Consider the following 22493-nt stretch of genomic DNA (forward strand, 5'->3'; position numbering starts at 1 on the left):
CCTGAGAAGTAAAGACCCCTGGAGGGCATTCGATGAAGTTCGCTGTAAATCGAAAGAGGGAGAACATGGAAAGTTCGAAAGCTCATGAGAGTCGGGAAAAAACAGTGGATGGCATCAGGGGTTTGGCCGCCGTCGCGCTGATCGTGGCCTTCGTCTGCAGCACCTTCACCTTCCTGGTGCTGTCGCAGCGTGAGGCCCTGGCGCAGCCGACCAAGAGCACCAACTGCACCGCTTCGGGCTGTCACGTGTCCGCATCGACCACGGCCACGTTCGCCTGGGGCACCATCTACAACGCTACGAAGAATCCCGCTTCTCCGACCGCCCTGACGGTCAGCGCAGGGTCTTCGTTCGAGGTGGAGTGGATCGCGACTAACATGACCGACTCCGCCCATGGCAACACAGGCATGTCCTTCATGATCGGTCTCCCGACGGTGACCCCGACGGCGTGGACCATCTCCAACGGTACGACCAACAACTCGGGGATCACCGGCTGGAACACGATATGGGACGCCACTGCCGGCCATACCTGGCGTACCGGCACCCTGCTCTCCGTGTCGAACTGGGCCTCCTCGCCCAACGCCTACTCAATAGACTGGACCAACTCGAACTGGGACGTGGCTTCCACTGCGGCGGCGTACGACAACGGTTCAACTACGACCCCGGGTGACCTTGACCGGACCGCTGACAAGATGGGTGTGGACGCCGTGATCAACGTTCCTGCCGACACCCCGGCCGGTACCTACACCATCACCCTGGCCGGTATCGGCCACTACTACACGACGAAGACCAACAAGTGCAACAAGACACAGACCCTCAGCATCACGGTCACTGCGGCAGGCGGCGGTGACACCACCAAGCCGGTGGTCTCGGCGGGCTTCTCCGCCACCACCCCGTCGCTTTCCAAGACCATCTCTGTATCCGGCTTCGCCGCCACGGACAACACCGGCGTCACCGGCTACATGATCACGACGAGCGCCACGGCGCCTCTTTCCACCGACGCCGGGTGGCTCGCCTCCGCGCCCACAAGCTACACGGTGGCCGCCGACGGGAGCTACACCCTGTACCCCTGGGCCAAGGACGCTGCCGGTAACGTCTCCGCCGTCTACGGCACCCCGGTCGCGGTGGTGGTCGACTCCACCAAGCCGGTGGTCTCGGCGGGCTTTGCCGCCACCACGCCGTCGCTGTCCAGAACCATTACCGTCTCCGGTTTCGCCGCGACCGACGCCAGCGGCGTCACCGGCTACATGATCACGACGAGCGCCACGGCGCCGCTTGCCGGGGACGCAGGGTGGCTCGCCACCGCACCGACCAGCTACGCCGTTGGGGCCGACGGAACTTTCACCCTGTACCCTTGGGCGAAGGACACCTATGGCAACGTCTCCGCCGTGTACGCCTCGCCGGTCACCGTCGTCGTCGACACCGTAAAGCCGACGGTCTCTTCCACGGTCCCGGTGAACGGCGCCACCGGCACCGCGCTGAACGGCACCGTCACCATCAACTTCAGCGAGGCCGTGAACTGTGCCACGGTGACCACCAGCTCAGTCACCATCGCGCCAGCGGTTACCTGGGCCCTGACCAGCTGTTCCGGGAGCCAGGCCGTGTTCACACCTTCCGGGCAGGCGGACTCCACCGCCTACACCGTGACCGTCGGGGCCGCGGTGGCCGACAGCGCCGGTAACACCCTGGCCGCGAGCTACCCCTTCAGCTACACGACCTCGGCGCCGGCGCCCAACAACGCGCCGGGCACGCCAGCGTCGCTTACCCAGTACAAAAGCGACGGCACCACGCTCCTTACCAGGGGCCTTTACACCAACCTGACTACGCTGATCTTCAAGGGGGCGGTCACGGACCCCGACAGCGATACCGTTAAGCTGGACATCGAGCTCGCCGACGTAGGGGCTGCTTTCACCGGGACCCCGACCTGCAGCAGCACACTGGTAACCAGCGGCACCACCGCGGCCGCAACCTGCAGCGGCATCGCCAACGGCCGGTTCAAATGGCAGGCCCGCGCCACCGACAGCAAGGGCTTGTCCGGCAGCTGGACGCAATACTAATAGGAGCGCTCGATGAAGGATCTGAGGAGAACAATGAGAGAGTCGAGAACTCAGGCAACTCCCGAAACAGCAACCGCATTTGCACTTTTGCGCAACATGAGTGGCCGCACCCGCATGAACCTGCTCGGCACGCTTTTGATGACCCTGCTGGTTGTGTGTGTCGGGCTCACCACTTATTTCATGCCTAACGACGCGAGCGCATGGCCGACCAAGTACGGCTCCTGCTCCGGCTCGGGCTGCCACGTGCTCGCCGACCCGAACGCCACCATCACGACGGCTATCAATGGCGCGGTTGGCACCTCGGTGACCGTTCCCGCCGGCGGAAGCTTCGAGGTCGACTGGAAGGTCACCAACGTCACCAACGTCGCGGGCGGCCAGGTCGGCGTAGGCGTCGAGATCAACCTCCCGACCGGCTGGGGCCTTGCCAAGGGTACCGTGAACTCCCCGGCGATCCCGGGGTGGAACAGCGTCTGGGATGCGGCCGACGGCGTCGCGGCCGGGTGGGCCACGGCCAGCAGCTACAGCACCGCCAGCGAGTTCCCGAACAGCCCGGTCGGCTACACCATCAACTACAATGGCACCGCATGGGATACCGGGACCAGGAACGCCGCTTACGATACCGGCGCGGCCGGCCTCGACCTCGACGGCACCGCCGAGACCATGGGCACTGACGCCGTCGTCACCGTACCGGCCGGGACCGCCAACGGAACCTACACCATCGTGGTCATGGGCGTCGGTCACGACTCCTCCAAAGCCCACGTCGAGCAGGCCATCACCGTAACCGTTGCCGGTGGCGCCGACACCACCAAGCCGGTGGTTTCCGCGGGCTTCGCCGCCACCACGCCTGCGACGGCGTGGGCGATCCCGGTCTCCGGTTTCGCGGCGACCGACAACACCGGCGTCACCGGCTACATGATTACCACGAGCGCGACCGCTCCGCTTGCCACCGACGCCGCCTGGACCGGCACTGCGCCGACCAGCTACACGGTCGCGGCCGACGGCAGCTACACCCTCTACCCCTGGGCCAAGGACGCGGCCGGCAACGTCTCTGCTGTGTACGCATCCCCGGTGACGGTCCTCGTCGACACGCTGCGCCCGACGGTAACCAGCACGGTCCCGACAACCGGCGCAACCGGCATCACCCCTGACAACACCGTCACCCTGAACTTCAGCGAGGCCGTGAACTGCGCGACCGTGACCACCAGCAGCGTCACCATCTCGCCCGCCGTCACCTGGGCCAAGACCAGCTGCTCGGGCACCCAGGCAGTCTTCACCCCGACCGGCCAGGCGGGTTCCACCTCGTACATGGTAACGGTAGGTACCGGTGTAGCCGACCTGAACGGCAACGCCATGAGCAGCTCCTACGCGTTCAACTACACGACGGCCACGCCGATCGTGCGTCCGGATACTGCCATCAGCGCGCCGCTGGCCGCCACCGTGCTGACCACCACCCCGGTAGCCATCACCGGTACCGCGACCACCGGCACCAACCCGCTCGGCTCGGTTCAGGTTTCCACAAACAACGGCTCCACCTGGACCGCTGCCACCGGCACCGCTTCCTGGTCCTACTCCTGGACCCTCCCGAGCGAAGACTACGTTACCCATACCATCCTCGCCAAAGGCGTTGACAATGCAGCCAATGAGGACACCACCCCGGCTTCGGTAACGGTGATCGTCGACAACGTCGCCCCGGCAGGCCTCGCCAACTCTGCCCCGGTGAACCTCGCCACCAACCAGGCACTAGCGACGACGCTCACCTCGGGGACCGCAACCGACGCCAACACGAGCTCGGCCGTACAGTACTTCTTCGAGCTCGCCACCGACAGCGGCTTCACCACCGGCGTGCAGCAGAGCGGCTGGCAGACCACCAAGACCTTCGCTCCGACACTGGCCGGCGCCACCACCTATTACTGGCACGTCAGGGCCAAGGACGCCGCGGGCAACATCTCGGCATACACCACGACCTGGAGCTTCAGCACCATCGGGCCGACCGCGCCGAATGCACCTTCCGCGACCCAGTACCAGGCCGACGGCGTTACCGCCATCGCCCAGGCCGGGACCGCTACCAGCGCCTCCGTGGTCATTAAGTCCACAGTAACTGATGCCAACAGCGACAACGTCACGCTCCAGGTGGAGATGATCACCAACGGCAACACCTTTGCCGGCGTGGCCAACTGCTCCTCGATCTCGGTGGCCAGCGGCTCCGTGGCAAGCGCCACCTGCTCCGGTCTCTCCGACGGTCTCTCCTACAAGTGGCGTGCCCGCACCAGCGACGGCACCCTGAACAGCGCCTGGGTGGACTTCGGCGGGACCGATCCGGACTTCACCGTTTCGCTCACCAACGCCACCCCGGCCGCCCCGACCGCTCTGGCGCAGTACCAGGCCGACGGCACCACGGCCATCGCCACCGGCGGCGCCGCCAGCACCAACGTCGTGGTGATCGCCGCCACCGTGGACGGCGGCAACTCCGACCCGGTCCTCCTCGAGGTCGACCTGAACAACGACGGCATCGCGGACTGCGCGAGCCCCTACGTCACCGGCCCCGCAACCGCCAAAGCCACCTGCGGCGGCATCGCCGACGGCTCCTACGACTGGAGGGTGAGAGCGAAGGACAGCAAGTCCGCGGCCAGCGCCTGGACCGCCTTCACCGGCACCCCAGACTTCACCGTGGCCACCGGCCTCGACTTCGGCATCGACACCGTCGCCCCGACCGACGGCGCCGCCTCGGCCAACTCCGGCGACGGCTACATCAACGTGACGTGGACCGGCGCCAGTGACTCCGGCGCAGGCCTCGACCCGGTGAACAGCTACAAGCTGGTCAAGTCCGCCGTGTCTACCCCCGCCGACTGTTCCGGTACCGCGCTCTACACCGGCAACGGCACCAGCTACTTCGACACCGCCGTCACCAACGGCACCACCTATTACTACAGGGTCTGCGCGCTCGACGAGGTCGGCAACCTTTCTGCCGGCGCTACCATCTCCGCGTCGCCCTCTACCATCGCGCTTCCCGAGACGGTCATCACCGCACCCGCAGCAAACGCGGTGATCACCGCCGGATACTCCATCACCGGTACCGCGGCCGCAGGCGGCAACCCGCTTGCCTCGGTCCAGGTTTCCACCAACAACGGCACCACTTGGGCCGCCGCCACCGGCACCGCCACCTGGTCCTTCTCCTGGGCACCCGCCAGCGAGGACTATGTGGCCCACACCATCCTCGCCAAGGGCGTTGATACCTTGGGGTACGCCGATGCAACGCCTGCCCAGGTCCTCGTCCGCGTCGACAACGTGGCTCCGGCAGGGCTCGCCAACTCGACTCCGGCCAACCTGGCAACCGGTGTGGCCATCGGCTCCGCGCTGACCTCGTCGGCCGCGACCGACGCCAACACCTCGGCCGCCGTGCAGTACTTCTTTGAACTCGCCACCAACTCCGGCTTCACCACCGGGGTACAGCAGAGCGTTTGGCAGACCGGTACATCCTGGACGCCGACCCTCGCCCCTGGCACCACCTACTACTGGCACGTGAAGGCGAAGGACGCCGCCGGCAACACCACCGCCTACACCACCACCTCGAGCTTCACCACCGGTGTGGTTGCACCTGAGACGGTTCTTTCCGCTCCGTTGGCAGGCACCGTGTTCTCCACCTCGCCCGCGACCATCAGCGGTACTGCCACAGCCGGCACCAACGCCCTCGGCTCGGTGCAGGTGTCAACCAACAACGGCACCTCCTGGAGCACCGCCACCGGGACCGGCAGCTGGTCCTACTCCTGGACCCTCCCGGCCGAGGACTACGTTGCGCACACCGTCCTGGCGCGGGCACTGGATAACGCCTCCAACGCCGACCCGACTCCGTCCAGCGTAAGCGTGTACGTCGATACCGTGGCGCCGGCAGGACTTGCCAACTCGACCCCGGCCAACGCCGCCACCGGCGTTGCCACGACATCGTCGCTCACCGCGACCGCCGCAACCGACGCCAACCTCAGTGGCGCGGTGCAGTACTTCTTCGAGATCGCCACCAACTCCGGCTTCACCACCGGGGTACAGCAGAGTGCCTGGCAGACCGGGACGACCTTCGCACCCACCCTCGCCATCAGCACCACCTATTACTGGCACGTGAAGGCGAAGGATGCGGCCGGCAACACCACCGCCTACAGCACCACCTGGAGCTTCACCACCGCCGCGGCCACCACCACCGTGGGCCAGGGTACCGGTGAAACCAACATCACCATCGCGCCGGGCACCATCGAAATGGACCTCGACGCCTTCACGCTCGCGACGCAGGCGGGTACCGATACGGTTACCGGCATCACCGTGACGCTCGCCAACGGGACCTGGGCTGGCATCGCCACACTGAAAGTCACCGACGACACCGGCACCACCATCTACGGCAGCGCCAACCCGGCGTCCAATACCGTGGCCATCACCCTGACCACCCCGATCACGGTGACCACGACCCCGACCCAGTACGTCCTGGTGATCGACGCCAAGGCGCCGACGGCCATGCCGGTACCTCCTGGCGCCAGCTACGCCGTCACCGGCACCGTTACCGCGATCACGTCCTCGAACCCGAAGGCATACAGCGACTCTGTGTCGGCAACCGTCACCATCGATAACCTCTCCCCGGGCAATGTCACCGCCGCTGGCGGCGCTGCCGGGATCGCCTCCAACTCGCTGTACTGGACCAACCCCACCGACAGTGACTTCGCCGGCATCGTCGTGCTGCGCCGCGCCGGCAGCGCCGTCACCGATACCCCTGTCGAAGGTGCCACCTATCTGGATGGCAATCTCATCGGTTCCAGCACGGTTGCGTACTCGGGGAGTCTGACCAGCTTCACGGACACCCCCTTGGCGAACGGTACGGTTTACTACTACAAGATCTTCGCCAAGGACTCGCACGGCAACTACTCCGCGACCGGGGTGGCTGTCGGGCCGTACACCCCCGCCAGAACGGCGTGGTCCAACAACAACATGCTGCATAACAGCACCAACACCGGCTCCACCAAGTGGAGCGCGAACGGCGGCTGGGGCGAGCCGGGCAAGAAGTACGGCGCCTTCTCCTGCACCACCTGCCACAACATGAGCACCACCAACATCATGCGGGTCGCCACCTCCGTCTCGACCGGCGACGGCACCAACTGGGGTTCGTCGAATACGGCCTCGGTCTCCGTTGCGCTGACCAACCCGGCCACCGACCTTGGCAGCGACACTGTCCATGCCACTTCGAACCGCATCTGCGAGGTCTGCCACAGCCAGACTTCGTTCCACAAGTACAACAACACCGCAACCGGCCATAACGGTACGGTCAACTGCACCCAGTGCCACTCCCACGCCGCAGGCTTCAAAGGGATGGGCGGTAGCTGCCTTGGCTGCCACAACGCCCCGCGCGGCGTGCGTCAGCAGATCGTCGGTGCGACGCTCGGCGCCACCGGCGACGACTTCGTACGCCCGTCCAGGCACATCAAGAACACCACCGTCAAGAACGTGGACTGCATCGTCTGCCATGCCGAGGGCGACACCACCTCCACCGAGACTTCGGTGAAGCAGGTGAGCCTCCACGGCACCAGCGGCGCCCCGATCCTGCTGAGAAACGTCGACAGCCAGGGCAACCCCGGCACCGCCGGCGCCAACTACTGGTCCTGGCCGGGACGCCGCAACGGCGGCACCACCATCACCTCCGCCGACCGCGACAACATGGACCGCTTCTGCGTCAACTGCCACGACTCCGACGGCGCCGCCACCATCACCGTCGATACGGCCGGTACCGCCATCACCACCGGCACCGCGCTGGCAAGAAAGCTGACCCCGTTCAACCCGCTGGACGGCGGCACGCCATTGAACGTCAAGTCGCAGTTCAACTCCGGCAACGCCGTTGGCAGCGCCTACGCCAGCCATCACAACCTGAACATCTACACCAAGCGCTACACCGCGACCTACGCATCCACCTACGCCACCCGCGGCGGCTGGACCGGCACCTCGAAGGACGGCGTAGCCATGACGTGGGATACGGGCCTGCACTGCTCGGACTGCCACCTTAACGAGAGCAACGCCCACGGCGCGAGGAACGCCACACGGATGCTGCAGGACAAAAACGGCGCCGACGCGGCGGCCACCAACACCAACGACGGTACCGCCACCTTCGTCTGCTACCGCTGCCACCTGAGCACCGTCTACAACTACGCGAACGTCACGGTGACCGGCAAGGCCCGCATCGAGCACAGCAGCTTCGACAACGTCCCTTGGGGGGCAGGCACCTACAACGACCATGGCATCGTCTGCTTCAACTGCCACATGGGCGGCGGGGTCAACAACATCGGTGGCATCCACGGTAACAACCGATCCATAACCACCCTCACCCAGGGTGCCACCAAGAGCTACCGCTTCATCTACGGCGCCGAGCTCGGCCTCAACATCTCGGACGCCAACTGGTCCACCACCACGGCGCCGACCTGCTACACCGCCTCCTCGACCTGGGGCGGTGCCTGCAACAAGCACGACGGCTCCGCGGGCACCGGCAGGATGGGCACCCCGAACTACGCAAGACCGCTGCAGTAAAACAGCAGCAGCATAAGCCGCACCCAAGACAGTGCAGGGACCGCGACCGGCATTACGCCGTGCGCAGACCCTGCACTGTTTTTCTTTGCCCTGCTGGAATACAAACTTGATCTTTTTGTTGCTGCTACGGTATCTTTAATGGCCACTGCTCGCCCCTTAGTTCAATCTGCCGGAGGACCTCCTGTTCAAGGGATCTAACAAGACATACCTGCTGGCTCTCCTGGTGCCGCTAGCCCTTTTTCCCCTGGTGGCTTTCGCCTCCGGCGATGGTGCTTACTTCCGTTACATCCTCGGTAAAGTCGTTCCTGCCCTGGACGAGAGCGAGAGGATCAAGGCGGCGGTCACCGAATTCAACAACCGTTTCATGGACATCTATGCCTCGCAGGGGAACAAGCGCGGCATAGGCGCCGTGCCCGCTACCGTCGGCATGCGCCACCACCTGGTCACGGATGCCGGCGCACTCTGGGTCGGCGGGCAGGTGCTCGTCTACGACATCGCCTCCCTGGAGGTCCGCCGCGTTCAGCAGGACGGGCCGTTGAGCGCCACGGTGCTCGTGAAGGAAGAGTGGAACTACCAGTACAAGGACGGCAAAAGCTACAAGGACGTCGGGCAGGTGCACGGCACCGGGTCGCTTCTGCGCTACCGTTTGCTGCAGCAGGGAGGGAAGTGGCTGGTGCAAAAATGCGAGCCGGTACGGGAGTCAGATAACGGGGTGAAAAAGGGTGTCTAGCCTGCAGAGCAAAAACATCATTCCCCTGGTTACCCTTGGTTTCGCCCTGTCCCTGCTGGTGTGGTCCCTGGTGCTGACTCTTGCCGGTGCCGTGAAACCGGGCTGGCAACTGCTCGACCTGACCGTGGTCCGTTTTTGGGGACTGCTCCTCGCGCTGGGGCTGCTGGGCACTCTGGTGACTGCGCTGCTGAACCGGTCCCGCACGCAGCTTTGCCTCTGCCTGTCGGCGCTCCTGCTGCTTCTGGCCACCACCTACGCCTATCTGTTCCAGTTTGAAGGTGCGTTGAGCCTCGCCGAGGGGGAGAGCTACGAACCCTACCCCACGTCGTTCAGTTCCGGCCACAAAGGTGGGCTGGCTCCCTTCCCCCAGGCTCCCTTCACCCTGACCCGTGTCGAGCCTGACGGGAAGAAGGGGCGGGCCGTGATCGTGCAGAAGGGTATCGGGACCGAGATAGACACCAACTGGCGCAGTCTCGGCTCCAGCGAGATCCGCTTTAGAGGGGCGGCGCTGGCGCCGCTCATCGTGGTGAGCAGCAAGGAGAAGGGGGAACTTGAGCGTTCCTACGTGAAGGTCGACCTGAGCCAGGGGGAGCAGGTGTTCGAGTTCGACACGCTTCCTTACCAGTTCCTATTGCGCCGGGATCAGCCCAGGGGGGAGGAGAAGGACCTTTTCCACCTGGAGGTAAGGCGCGGCAAGCTGAGCCTCTTCGAGGGGAGCGCCCGCTTGGGTCAGAAGGTAGCCGTGCAGGGGATGGAGGTCAGCATCAACGACCAGCGCAAGTTCGCCCTCCTGGAGATCCGCACCCGGCGCGGACTGGCGGCGCTGCAGGCTGCTGCCGTGCTGTTCGCTGTGGTAGCCGTGCTGGCAGTGGTGAGACGAAAAGCTATTTAAAAGGGATAAAGGGGATACAAGGGATAAAAACAAAGCGCTTTGGTTTCCATCCCCTTTATCCCTTTTATCCCTGTGAGTCATGTTTTTACGTGAGGTGATCGCTTGGCCTACTACGAAGCAATATGTTTCTGGCTCTCCCTGGTGATCTACGCCCTGTCCGCGGGGGGGTACATCTACGCCCTCGTCTTCCGGAACGAGAAGGTGGTGCCCAAGCTGCTGGTCCTGATCGGAACCGGCCTCCTGGTCCATACCGGCGCCGTGGCCGCCCGTTACTTCGCGCAGGGACACTTCCCCTGGAGCACGGACTACGAGAACGGCCTGATGGGGGGATGGTTCATCATCGCCTCAACCCTCTTCGTCGCCTGGCGTCAAAAGTCGCTGCGGGTCTTCGCGGTGGCCACCGTCCCCACCACGATGCTGATCATGGGGTACGGCGTGATGCGCAACCCGACCCTCGCCCCCATGGCGGCCACCTTGAAGTCCTTCTGGCTCGCCATCCACGTCTTCTTCGCCTGGCTCTCCTTCGGCGCCTACGCCCTCGCCATGGCGGCCGGGGTGATCTACCTCCTGAAGGAGCGCGCCGCGAAGCAAAGGGGACAGGCACCCGCGGAGCCAGTCCCCGAGCGCTTTGCCGATCTCCCGCCGGAGCGGCTCGACGACCTGATGTTCAAGTACCTGGTCTTTGGCTTCATCACCAACGCCATCATGATCGCCGCCGGCTCCATTTGGGCCAAGGACCTCTGGGGCGCCTACTGGAGCTGGGACCCGGTGGAAACCTGGTCGCTCATCTCCTGGCTCATGTACGGCGCCGCCATCCACCTCCGGGTCACCATGGGGTGGCGCGGTACCCGCTTCTCCTGGCTCATGATCGGAGCGCTGCTCACCGTCATCATCAACTTCTTCGGCGTCTCCATCCTGATGAAGAGCTCGGTGCACGTCTTCAAGATGTCCTGAGCCGCCATGTTTAAAAGCACGCTCAAATATCTAGGCTCGCTGCGCTGCACCATCTGGCTGCTCGTCGCGCTGATAGGCGTCCTCTCCATCGGCTTTTTCCTGCCGCAGCGCTCGCTCGTCGGCAAGGTGGCCTACCAGAAGTGGCAGCAGGCCTCACCGGTTCTGGCGCAGATCGACCGCGCGCTCGACCTGACCGCAATTTTCACCGCGCCAGTCACCCTGGTGCTCTGGGGCTTTTTCTTCCTGAACCTGTTGCTGGTGATGAAGCAGCGCATACCGCTGGTGCTCGCCAAGGTGAACGTGGATCCCGAAAAGGCGCTGGAGCGTCACGGCAAAGCCCCCTTCAGCTACAGCCTGGAGCTGTCCGACGTTGAGCTTGAGGGCGTTCCCGCCGCGCTTGCCGCCCAGGGATACCAGGTGCATGGCAACGCCGGGCGTTTCTTCGCGATCAAGAACCGCCGCTCCCCGCTGGCGACGCTCGTTTTCCACCTGAGTTTTTTCCTGCTGCTCGTCGGCGCGCTGGTGCTTTTCTACAGCCGCTTTACCGGCTTTGTGGACGTCGCCGAGCACGAGCCCTTCCTGGGGGAGTTGCCCCGCTACAATGCGTCCCCGAAGCTCCCCAGGTCCGGAGGAGGGGCGCCCGAGGTCAAGTTCCTGGTCGAGTCGGTGCGCCCGGAGGTGTCGCAGGGGGTGGCCACCGGCATCAAGATCGTGCTCAGGGACGAGGCCGGCGCGACGCACCAGGTCGACATCAACGAGCCCTACAAGACCGGCTACACCTCGGTCCTCTTCAACGACCTCGGCATCTCTCCGCTTTTCGTGCTGCAGGACGCATCCGGGCGCGAGATCGACGGTGCCTACGTCAAGCTGGACGTACTCAAGGGAAAACGGGACCACTTCAAGATGCGCGGCTACGAAGTCGCAGCCTTGTACTACCCGGACCACGTGGTGGTCGACGGGAAGGACTCCAGCCGCAGCGATGAGTTCAAGAACCCGGCTTTCCACCTGGAGGTCGCCAGGGAAGGGGTCCCGGTCGCATCGGGGACGGTGCACCCGGGCGAGGCGGTGCTGCTCGACAACGGTCTGCGCCTGGGCTTCAAGGAGCAGAACTTCTGGGTGCGGCTTTTGGTCACCAAGGAGTACGGCCGTGAGTTCATCTATGCCGGTTTCGTGCTGGCGCTCATCGCCCTCGTCTGGCGCCTGGTCTACTACCGCCGGGAAATCACCGGCGTGGTGCGGGATATCGAAGGCGGCAAGGTTCTCGAGCTTACTGCGCGGGGTGATTTCTACCAGGCGCTCGCCAAAGACGAGTTCGACCGGGCGGTGGCGGCACTGACTCGGCGCACTGAGTAGCGCTTTTTCGTTCCCCCTCCACTTGCGGGAGGGGGCTAGGGGGTGGGGGAAGGTGCCACCGTCGAGGTGATGCCAGCTTCACCCACCCCCGACCCCCTCCCGTCAAGGGAGGGGGAGGGGAACCATAGCAGACCATGAAGATCATCTACATCTTTCCCCCCCTGGGGCACGCGGGCGAGCAGGTCAGGAGCATGCCTCTCATGCCGCCGGTCCTGGAGTATCTTGCCGGCCTCACCTCCAGCATCCGTCCCGATGCCGAAATCCGTCTCATCAACGCCAACGTCGAGCGCTTCTCCGTGGACGACCTCTCGGCGGACATCGTCGGCATCAGCATCCTGACCCATCAGTCCTCCTGGGCCTACCGGACCGCCGACCGCCTGCGGGCGCGCGGCGTCAAGGTGATGCTCGGCGGGCCTCACCCGTCGGTGCTGCCGGACGAGGCCAAACAGCACGCGGACAGCGTGGTGGTGGGGGAGGCGGAGAGCGTGCTGGCAACGGTTCTGGACGACGTTCAGCGCGGCGAGTTGCAGCCCTTCTACCACGGTCAACTCCTCCCGGTGGACGGCGCCCCCTTCCCGCGGCGCGACCTGGCTCCCGGATACGTGTTCCGTTCCTTCTTCACCTCCCGGGGGTGCCCCTACGATTGCAAGTTCTGCGCGACGCCGGAGCTGCACGGCAGCCACGTGCGCTACCGCCCCATCCCCGAGGTGATTAAGGACCTCGGCAGCTGCAACCACAAGATGTGGTTCTGCACCGACGCCGACAGCTGGGGACCGAACGTGCCGCGCTACACCGAGCTGTTCCGCGAGATGTCCACGTCGCTACCGGGCATCCGCTGGGTAGGGGAGACCAGCATCGCCTCCGTTCAGCACCAGATGGGGGAGGAGATGCTCAACTGGGCGCGGCGCTCGGGGCTGATGCAGGTCTGGATCGGATGGGAGAGCTTCTCCGAGGCGACCCTCCGCGAGTACGGCGCCACTGCCAAGATGCTCGACGAGCGCCAGGACGCACTGAAGAAGATCCGGGACAACGGCATCGACGTGGTGCTCTTCATCATGCTCGGCTCCAGGAACGAGTCCCTGGACGAGTACCAGCGGGTGTTGGAGTTGTGCGACCGGCTCGCGATCACGCCGCACCCCGTCATGGTGGTTCCCTATCCCGGTACGGCCATGTACGAGGAACTGAGGCAGGACACCCTCCACTTCGGGGAGTGGGATTACTACGACGGCATGCACTCCATCCTGACCCAGAACGGGGGGGACAACCTCGGGCACGAGGAGGCCCTGAAGCAGCTCTGGGTCGACTCCTTCACGTGGCCCCGCATTCTCGCCAGGCTGAGGGCGCTCCCCCTGAAGGGGTTCCCCAGCGCCCACATCGCCTCTGGCATCGTGCAGGCGGCGCTACGGAAGGCGTTCCGGGAGTACGTGGAGCGCAAAGGCTAGTTCCGCAGCACCACCCGACCATCCCCTCACCCCGACCCTCTCCCGGAGGGCGAGGGGGCGTGTTCACGGTGACTGTAGGGGCGAATAATCATTCGCCCGCCTTTGCGGCCCGCCTTCATGAATCGCACATGAAAGCGCAAGGGACCGTTGCAATAACGCGCAGCATTTGAGATATTCGCCGAGTCAGAGAAATCCGCGGCCGCAACCGCTCATAGCTACAGGACGCACCACTCATGAAACTCATTCTAATCTCCCCCCCGTTCGGCGAAAAGGGGCAAAAATCGAAGGGGCTCCCCATCGCCCCCCCCGTGCTGGAGTACCTGGCCGGGCTGACGCTCCAGGTCCGCCCGGACGTCGAGGTGCGGCTCATCGACGCCAACAAGGAGGTGTTCGACCCGGACCAGCTCGATGCGGACCTGATCGGCTTCACGGTGCTCACGCCGCAGGCGCCTTGGGTGTACCGGGTGTCGGACCGGCTGCGCAGCCAGGGGAAACAGGTCCTCCTGGGTGGCATCCACGTCACCGCGCTCCCGGACGAGGCGGCGCGGCACGCGGACGCCATCGTGCTGGGTGAAGCGGAGGAGATCTGGCGCGGACTTCTGGATGACGCCGAAAAACGCCGCATGAAACCGGTCTACCAGGGGGGCTTCCCGGAACTGAAGGGGCTGCCGCACCCGGTGACCAACCTCTGGAACACCAACTACGTCTACGGCTACTTCCAGACCTCGCGCGGCTGCCCGCACCGCTGCACCTTCTGCTCGGTGCACGAGTTCTTCGGCGGCAAGGTGCGCGTGCGCCCCATCGACGAGGTGGTCACCGAGATCGCGGCCAGCAAGAGGCGGCTTTTCTGGGGCATCGACGACAATGTCTGGGGCGTCAACATGAACTACACCATCGAGCTCTACCGCGAGATGGGCAAGAACCTGCGGGGGAAATCGTGGTTCGGTTCCGGCGACCTGGTCTCGGTGGACCATCCCCGCTCCGCGGAACTTCTGAAGAATGCTCGCAGCGCCGGGCTCACCGCCGTCCTGGTCGGGTGGGAGTCGAACAACATCGGCAGCCTGGAGGAGTATAAGGCGACCAACAAGCAGGGGCGGCAGCGCCGCGACGCCATCAAGAAGATCCGCGATGCCGGCATCGAGGTCATGCTCTTCATGATGATCGGCGGGCGCCAGGACCGCCCCGGGGACTACGAGGGGATCCTGAAGCTCTGCGACGAGTTGAAGGTGTCGGCGCACCCGGTGATGACCACTCCCTTCCCGGGGACGGAACTGTACAAGATCTACGAACCGTACCTGATCCCGGGGCACGACTGGGACTCCTTCGACGGCAACCACGCGGTCTTTTCCCACGACGATCCGGCCATGAGCGTGGAGTTCCGCGAGGACGCCATCGTCAAGCTGCGCGCCGAGCTGTTCACCATCCCGCGCATCCTGTCGCGCATCCCGCAGGTGGGGTGGCGAGGCTTCCCCATGTCGCACATCACCTCCTGGATGATCCAGTACCCGCAGGGGAGGGCCTTCAAGCAGTTCGCCCGCGAACGGGAAGAACTGAAGGCGAAGGGAGTCCTGTAAATGAATGAAATGAACCAGTACCTGACCTCGCTCCTGCAGCAGTCCCCCTGGCTCGGGGTCGCCGTGATGATGAACAACTACTTCCACGACGTCGCCACGGCCATGCTGGCGGCCTCCGCCTTCTGCCTGTACGCGGTGCACCGGGTTGAGGCGGCGCTCGCGACTCCCGAGGCGGCGCTCTTCTTCCTCAAGACGCACCGGATCATGGTGCGCTTCTTCCGCTTCGCCTTCTGGTGGATCATCGCAGGCGGCGTGCCCCGCACCATCTTTTACGTGAGCTTCGAGTGGAACCACTTCGCCGACAAGCAGCAGGTGCCGGCGCTGATGGTGAAGCACGTGCTCATGGTGGTCCTGGTGGTCTGGGGCGTCATGGCCTGGAGAAAGCTGAAGGCGAAGGTGACGCGGCTCACCGGCAGCCTCCCGCCGGAGCTGCGCGCAGCGCTCGACCGGGACGGGTGCGGATGCTGATCCGCATCCTGAAAAGCTCCTTCCTGAAACGCCCGAAGCCCGAAGCTCCTGGTGCTCCTTTTGTCTTTTGTCCATGGGCTCGGCCGTCGCCACGGCCTTTCTCGGCATCTCCGGGGAACTGTCGCACAAGATGGCGCTGGAGCTAAGAAGCTACGGCGCCAACATCGTGCTGGAGCCGGCGGCGGGGGAGGCGGGGGCGCTCAAGTCGGACGACCTCCCCAAGATCAAGACCATCTTCTGGAAACACAACATCGTCGGCTTCGCCCCGTATCTCTTCGGGCAGGTCGATTTCTCTTCGGCCGCGGGACGGCAGCGCGGCGTGCTGGCGGGGACCTGGTTCGGCAGGCCGCTGCAGGTGCCGGGAGAGCCCGACTCGATCCAGGGGGTCAAGGTGACCGCACCCTGGTGGGAACTCGAAGGGCGCTGGCCGGAGACCCCGGACGAGGCGGTGATCGGCGCGGCCCTTGCCAAACGGCTCAAGCTCGCGCCGGGAAGCGACATCGCGGCGGCGGCCGCCGGCAAAAATCGCACCTTCCGGATCGTCGGGGTCGCCTCGACAGGTGGCTTCGAGGAGGAACAGCTCTTCGCGCCGCTGGCCGAGGTGCAGGCTCTCTTGAACAAGCCGGGGCAGCTCTCGCGCGTGTTGGTGAGCGCCCTTACCGTCCCCATGGATGACTTCGGCCGCAAGGACCCCTCCCGGATGACACGCGAGGAGTACGAGAAGTGGTACTGCACCGCCTACGTCACCTCGGTGGCCAAGGGGGTGGAGGAGGTGATGGGGGGGAGCCGCGCCAAGCCGATCTGGCAGATCGCCAGCGCCGAGGGAGCGCTCCTCAAGAAGCTGGAAAGTCTCATGCTCCTTTTGACCCTGCTGGCGCTCTTTTCCGCCGCCTGCGCAGTCTCCTCGAGCCTGATGGCGTCCATGGCCAAGAGAAGCCCCGAGATCGCCCTGATGAAGACCATGGGGGCGGACCGGTTCCAGATCGCCGCGATCTTTTTGGGCGAGACCCTCATCATCGCCCTGCTGGGCGGGCTCGCCGGGTATCTCGCCGGGGACCGGCTCGCGGTCGTGATCAGCCGCACCGTCTTCGATTCCACCGTCACCTCGCCGCTGTGGCTCTTCCCCACCGCCATCGGCGCCGCCCTCGTGGTGGCCCTGGCCGGGAGCGCGGCGCCGCTGAAAAGGGCGCTCGCCATAGAGCCGGTGCGGGTGCTGAAGGGGTAATATGACCAGGCGCCGCTGGCTTGCCCATATCGTGTTCCGGGCCCTGAACCACCGCAGGGGGCGCACGCTGCTGCTCCTGGCGGTGCTCACCCTGGCCTCCAGCCTCGCCACCGCCCTGGGGATCGTCTCCGCTTCGATGCGGGCGCGGGTGGCCGAGGAAACCAGGAAGTACGGCGCCAACCTCGTCATCATGCCGGAAAGCGAGCGGGTCGAGGTGGGGAGCGGCGGCTTGCGCTTCGGCGCCATCGGGGAACCCGCATATTTGAACCAGGACCAGGTCCTTGCAGCCCTGGCGCAGAGCGGAGTGAAGGGGGATTATTCTTTCCACCTCAAGGGGACGCTCACCCTGAAGGGTGTGGAGATCCCGTGCGAAGGGGTGGATTTCGCCCAGGTCCGCCGGCTCTCGCCATGGTGGCAGATTGCCGGGAACTGGCCCAGGCAGGGTGAAGTGCTCGCAGGAAGCGACCTAACCCCGCGCTACCACATCCATACCGGTGATCTTTTCGACTTCGCCGGGGGGAAGGGGACGCTGCAGGTGCGGGTCGCCGGCGTCGTGACTACCGGCGGTGAAGAGGACGGTACGCTCTTCCTCGACCTGAAGGAACTGCAGCACCAGATGGGACGCCCGGGACAGGTGAGCCAGGTGCGGCTGCTGGTCGATCCCGGCAAGGGGAACCTGAAGGAGCAGGCGGCCTTGCTGCAGCGGTTCCTTCCCGGCGCGGCGGTTAAAGAGCTGCGCCAGGTGGGGCGGACCAGCGAGGAACTGCTGGGCAAAGTGCAGTTGTTGATGTTGCTGGTCACCGCCGTGGTGCTGGTGACCGCCGGGAGCAGCGTCGCGGGGACCATGGGGACCACGGTGCTGGAACGCGGCAAGGAAATCGGCCTGATGAAGGCGATGGGAGGCTCACGCTGGGACCTTTTGAAGATCTTCAGCGCGGAGGCGCTGCTTTTGGGGCTGGGCGCCGGCGTCGGCGGGTTCCTGTTGGGCAGCCTGATCGCCCAGTTCGTGGCCCGCTCGGTATTCGCGGCTGATGCGGCACCCCGCCCCGAGTTTTTCCCGGTCGCGCTGGGGGTGAGCCTGCTTTTGGCGCTGGCCGGGAGCGTCGGCCCGCTCCTCTCCGTATTCCGGCTCGATCCGGTGGAGAGCCTGCGCGGCGAATGATGCCGGGGAAAGGCGGGCGAATGATTATTCGCCCCTACAGTGGACTGTGGCATCGTAGGGGCGAATAATCATTCGCCCGTGGCTGCTGCCAGGACGGATGGAGACCTTGAGAAGGGTTGACGTCGACATCTGTAACGTTCCCTCCCCCGGAGGGGGAGGGTCAGGGAGGGGGAGGTTCCCGACCACCGATTTCCCCCTCCCAACCTCCCCCTCCGGGGGGAGGAGCTCACAACGAAAGGGCGACCGCATGGCTGCTGCCATCATAGAAACATCCGGACTTACCAGAAGCTACGGCGATATCTGCGCGCTGAAGCCCCTGGACCTCTCCGTCCCCGAGGGGGAGTGGCTTACGGTGATGGGGCACTCGGGCTCCGGGAAAAGCACGCTCCTTAACCTCCTGGGAGGGCTCGACCGCCCAAGCGGCGGCTCCATCCGGGTGCGCGGCACCGACCTCGCCACCCTCACCGAGGACGGCCTCGCGCGCTTTCGGCGGGATTCGGTCGGCATCATCTTTCAGCAGCACCACCTGATCCCGTACCTGACTGCGGTCGAGAACGTGATGATGTCGCAGTACTTCCACAGCGTCCCCGACGAGGCCGAGGCGCGGCACGCCCTGGAACGGGTGGGGCTCGGACACCGGCTCAAGAACCGCCCCGGCGAACTTTCCGGAGGCGAGCAGCAGCGGGTCTGCATCGCGCGCGCCATCATCAACTCCCCGAGGCTCCTCCTGGGCGACGAGCCGACCGGCAACCTCGACCACAAGAGCACCATGATGGTGATGGAGCTTCTGCGCGAGCTGCGTGACGAGGAGCGCTTCAGCATCGTCATGGTCACCCACAACCAGGAAGTCGCCGCATGGGGCGAAAGGACCATCCACATGGACGACGGTTGCCTGGTACGCGAAGAAAGGACGAAAGGTTGCTGACCACTCTGAAGGTGATACCCCAGCTGGTCTGCTGGGCGCTTCTCGTGCCGGTCCTGAGCCGCAGCCTTTCGGGAACGGCGACCGCCGTCGCGGCCGCTGCGGGTTTCGTCGCCGGTGTTGCCGGCGAGAACCTCCTGCTCGCCTACGCCGGCGGGGAACTCCCCTTCCGTCCCCTGCGCGGCGTCTGCGGCGTCATCTTCCTGCTGCTTTGGGGCGCCTCGGTGTGGGCCCTGTACCGCGGAGGCTCTACCCGGTCCGAGGCCGAGGCCGAGGCGACCGCTTCCGCTCCTCTTGCGGCCTGCGCAGTTGCGGTCTGCACCGGCGTTCTGGCCGGAGCACTCACGCTCTGCCGTCTGGCGCCGCTGGACGGTGGCGCGGTGCGGCTCGCCCCCTACCTGACGCTCGCCGTTGCCGGCGCCGTGCTGGCCGTGGGCGCGTCCTTCCCAGCGCGATACCTGTCGCGGCGGGTTGTCCCGCAGGGGATCCCGCTGGCGGCGCTGGTCGTATCGGTTCTCATGTTCATGGCCTGCTCGGTGCAGCGGCTCGACATCTTCTCCCCCCTATCCATGGAGGTGATGAAGTTCGTGCACGACTTCGTGCACCAGTTCTTCGAGTCGATGCTGATCCCGGACCATCCCTTCTTCCGCAGCGACGTCTGGGGGTACATCGGCCTTCTCTTCAGCGACAAGGTGGGCTTTTGGGGCGGCCTGGTGCTCTGGTACCTCCCGGTGCTCCTCATCGCGCTGGCGCTCAGGCTGCGGCGGCTACCGTCGGTTGCCCATATCCGTCAGGGGGCGGAGCGCCGCAAGCTGCTGGCGGCCTTCATCCGCGAGCGCCGTCTGCGCCTTGCGGCACCGCTGCTCGCCCTGGTCTTCCTCACCGCCGCCGCCTACCAAAGCAGGTTTCCCGCCACGGAATACTGGGATCCCAAGCCGATAGAGGTCACCGCGACCCCGGCGGGACAGATCGTGATCCCGAAGAAAGGTGAGGTGGAACTGGAGGACGGCAAGCTGCACAAGTTCAGCTATCGCCAGGGGAGCCGCGAGGCGCGCTTCTTCGTGATGCTCACCCCGGCAGGGCAACTGGTCACCACCCTGGACGCCTGCGCCATCTGCCAGCCGGAAGGGTACGGCCAGGCCGGCAACGCGGTGATCTGCTACTACTGCCGCACCCTGATTCCGCTGGAGACGATAGGGAAGCCCGGCGGATGCAACCCGGTCCCGATTCCGTGTTCCGTGAAAGGCGACGCGGTAGCCATCGACGCCATGACTCTCCTCAACACCTGGGAATCGACCGTGCAGGTCACCAGCCACGGCAAGGGGATGGGCAAATGAGCCGGCTGGCAGCGAGAGTCTTGATGGCCGCGGCCTGGCGTGGCGTCACCCCCTGCGTCATGGGGTTTTTTCTGCTTCTCTACGTCGGCATCGCCTTCGGGAGCAACGAACCGCTCACGAGCCTCATGGCGATCACCCGGGGGAACTTCCCGCTGGTGGCCCTGCTGGCGCTCGTCCCCCTGAACGGCGCGGCGCGTCTGGCCCTGGAAGGGGCGCGATTCTTCAGGCGGCGCGGCGCCCTGGCCGGCAACAGGATCGACGAGGCCGGCGGTCTCTTCGATGACGAGGTGACACTGCCGGCCGTGTCCCCTTTCGAGGCGGAGACGGAGCGGCTGAAATCCTCTGGCTACACCACCTGTAGCGGAGAGAACTGGCTGAGCGCCCGGCGCGGGGTGAGCATCTTCCCCGCCCGCGCCCTGTATCTCCTGGCGATGGTGCTCCTTTTCTGCGGCATCCTGGCGAGCCTCACCGGCCGCGTCACGCACCGTCAGGCGCTGGTGGAGGGGGAGCCGCTGCCGAAAAGCCGGGACCTGGTGCAGCGTGTCGTCTTCAAGGAGGACCCGGGACTCTTCCTTCAGCGCAGCCTCGACATCGAGGTGGCAGGCGAGGCGGGAGGTGTGCGGCACTTCGGGCTCTACCCCCCGGGGACGCACCTCGGCTATTACCTCTACCCGCGCTACCTCGGCGTCGCGCCGCTGCTGCGCTTCAGTGCGCCCGACCTCCCCGGCGGCTTCGAGCAGTACGCGGTGCTGAGCATTTACCCGCCAGGGAAGGAGGACAGCCTCAAGGTTCCGAACTCGCCGTACCGTTTCATCTTCCAGATGGCGGCGGGAGACGGCCCCGACCCGTATGCCACCGGTCAGCTCACGCTGCAGTTCAGGCTCCTGAAAGGAGATACGCAGGTGTTCGCCGGCAGCGCGCCCACAGGGGGCGAGGCGGCCGGTTCCGGGTACCGGGTCGCGCTCCCCGAGTTCCGCAGGGTGGTGATCACCGATTTCGTGCGTGACGGCGGGGTGCCGCTTATCTGGAGCGCCGGGATCCTGTTTCTTTTGTCACTGTGCTGGTTCGTGCCGGTACGGCTTGCCCTGCCGTGCCAGGAGATGCTCTTCGCGCGGCAGGACGGCGCGGTGCTCGCCTGCTCGCGCGCCGAGGGGGGACGCCGCGCCCACGCCGGTCGTTTTCATGAACTTTTGGACCAGGTGCAGCCGGGGGAGGAGGGGAGGGCATGATGCCGTCGCCGCAGGGTTCAGGACCCATGCTCGCCGTCGCCATCTTCTGGATGACGCTGGCGCTTATCTTCTACACCTGGGCCGTGTTCAGCGGCCGCCGGGAAGGGCTGCGCGCCAAGCACCTGGCCATCTTCGGCATCGGCCTTTTCTGCGACTGGCTGGGGACCCACCAGATGAACCTGTACGCGCAGGCCTTCGGCAAGGCGCCGGAGCTGCACAACCTGACCGGGCTCGTGTCGCTATTGGGGATGGCCTTTCATTTCCTGCTGGCCCTCGCGGCCACGCTGGCCGGGCGGGCGGAGGCGGTGAACCACCTGTTCCACCGGGTCAGCCTCACCATATACAGCTGCTGGCTGGTCGCCTTCTGCAGCGGCGCCTTCTCCGGGATGATGAGGCTGCACCGGTAAGGGGTAGGGACGTGGGGAGCGCCCTCATCTGCCCCTGCGGGGCCCCTTCCCCCTGAGGGGGAAGGGGGGCGTAACGGATGGACGTATCCCAAGGGAACGGATGGGTGTATCCCAGTGGGGCGGCTGGTTGTCAGCCCTCGCCCTTTGGGAGAGGGCGGCCGAAGGCCGGGTGAGGGATGCCTTTGACTGGAACTG

15 protein-coding genes are annotated in these 22493 nt (G+C 65.5%); all 15 read left to right on the forward strand.

The features are described 5' to 3' along the window. Positions 1-65 precede the first annotated feature (65 nt). The 15 genes from KP001_RS19395 (at position 66) to KP001_RS19465 (ending at position 22298) form a co-directional block, all read left to right on the forward strand. Positions 66-2054, forward strand: a complete 1989-nt coding sequence (locus tag KP001_RS19395; RefSeq protein WP_239027831.1) for an Ig-like domain-containing domain — start codon at positions 66-68, stop codon at positions 2052-2054. A 33-nt stretch (positions 2055-2087) separates the two neighbouring features. Further along, on the forward strand, positions 2088-8603 hold the full coding sequence (locus KP001_RS19400; protein WP_239027832.1) for an Ig-like domain-containing protein: 6516 nt from the start codon (positions 2088-2090) through the stop codon (positions 8601-8603). Positions 8604-8826: 223 nt separating this feature from the next. Further along, positions 8827-9333 (forward strand): hypothetical protein, encoded by a 507-nt coding sequence (locus tag KP001_RS19405; RefSeq protein WP_239027833.1) that lies wholly within the window; start codon positions 8827-8829, stop codon positions 9331-9333. Further along, positions 9326-10225 carry a hypothetical protein gene (locus tag KP001_RS19410; RefSeq protein WP_217287170.1) on the forward strand — a complete coding sequence of 300 codons (900 nt, stop codon included), beginning with the start codon at positions 9326-9328 and terminating at the stop codon, positions 10223-10225. The genes KP001_RS19405 and KP001_RS19410 overlap by 8 nt, the downstream gene beginning before the upstream one ends. A 102-nt stretch (positions 10226-10327) precedes the next feature. Then, positions 10328-11179: a cytochrome c biogenesis protein CcsA gene (ccsA, locus tag KP001_RS19415; RefSeq protein WP_217287171.1), complete on the forward strand. Its 852-nt coding sequence runs from the start codon at positions 10328-10330 to the stop codon at positions 11177-11179. Positions 11180-11185: 6 nt separating this feature from the next. Then, positions 11186-12532, forward strand: coding sequence for a cytochrome c biogenesis ResB family protein (locus KP001_RS19420; protein ID WP_217287172.1), 1347 nt, complete (start codon positions 11186-11188; stop codon positions 12530-12532). A 134-nt stretch (positions 12533-12666) separates the two neighbouring features. Then, positions 12667-13974, forward strand: a complete 1308-nt coding sequence (locus KP001_RS19425) for a B12-binding domain-containing radical SAM protein (protein WP_217287173.1) — start codon at positions 12667-12669, stop codon at positions 13972-13974. Between the two features lie 233 nt (positions 13975-14207). Further along, complete coding sequence (locus tag KP001_RS19430) at positions 14208-15548, forward strand: B12-binding domain-containing radical SAM protein (RefSeq protein ID WP_217287174.1); 1341 nt, start codon at positions 14208-14210, stop codon at positions 15546-15548. Further along, positions 15549-16016, forward strand: coding sequence for a hypothetical protein (locus KP001_RS19435; RefSeq protein ID WP_217287175.1), 468 nt, complete (start codon positions 15549-15551; stop codon positions 16014-16016). It abuts the gene before it with no gap. A gap of 73 nt (positions 16017-16089) precedes the next feature. After that, a complete protein-coding gene (locus tag KP001_RS19440; protein ID WP_239027993.1) occupies positions 16090-17241 on the forward strand; it encodes an ABC transporter permease in 1152 nt (383 codons plus the stop codon). 1 nt (position 17242) lies between these two features. Next, positions 17243-18403, forward strand: a complete 1161-nt coding sequence (locus tag KP001_RS19445) for an ABC transporter permease (RefSeq protein WP_217287176.1) — start codon at positions 17243-17245, stop codon at positions 18401-18403. Between the two features lie 247 nt (positions 18404-18650). Next, entirely contained in the window at positions 18651-19328 is a 678-nt protein-coding gene (locus KP001_RS19450; RefSeq protein ID WP_217287177.1) for an ABC transporter ATP-binding protein, read from the forward strand. Continuing rightward, positions 19322-20662 carry a DUF2318 domain-containing protein gene (locus KP001_RS19455; RefSeq protein ID WP_217287178.1) on the forward strand — a complete coding sequence of 447 codons (1341 nt, stop codon included), beginning with the start codon at positions 19322-19324 and terminating at the stop codon, positions 20660-20662. The genes KP001_RS19450 and KP001_RS19455 overlap by 7 nt, the downstream gene beginning before the upstream one ends. Continuing rightward, on the forward strand, positions 20659-21891 hold the full coding sequence (locus KP001_RS19460; protein WP_217287179.1) for a hypothetical protein: 1233 nt from the start codon (positions 20659-20661) through the stop codon (positions 21889-21891). The genes KP001_RS19455 and KP001_RS19460 overlap by 4 nt, the downstream gene beginning before the upstream one ends. Then, the gene (locus tag KP001_RS19465) at positions 21891-22298 is read left to right on the forward strand and encodes an HsmA family protein (protein ID WP_404813604.1); all 408 of its coding nucleotides are present in this window, start codon (positions 21891-21893) and stop codon (positions 22296-22298) included. Before KP001_RS19460 ends, KP001_RS19465 begins: the two co-directional genes overlap by 1 nt. Positions 22299-22493 lie beyond the last annotated feature (195 nt).

The organism is Geomonas subterranea, from assembly GCF_019063845.1.
Taxonomy (GTDB): Bacteria; Desulfobacterota; Desulfuromonadia; order Geobacterales; family Geobacteraceae; genus Geomonas; species Geomonas subterranea.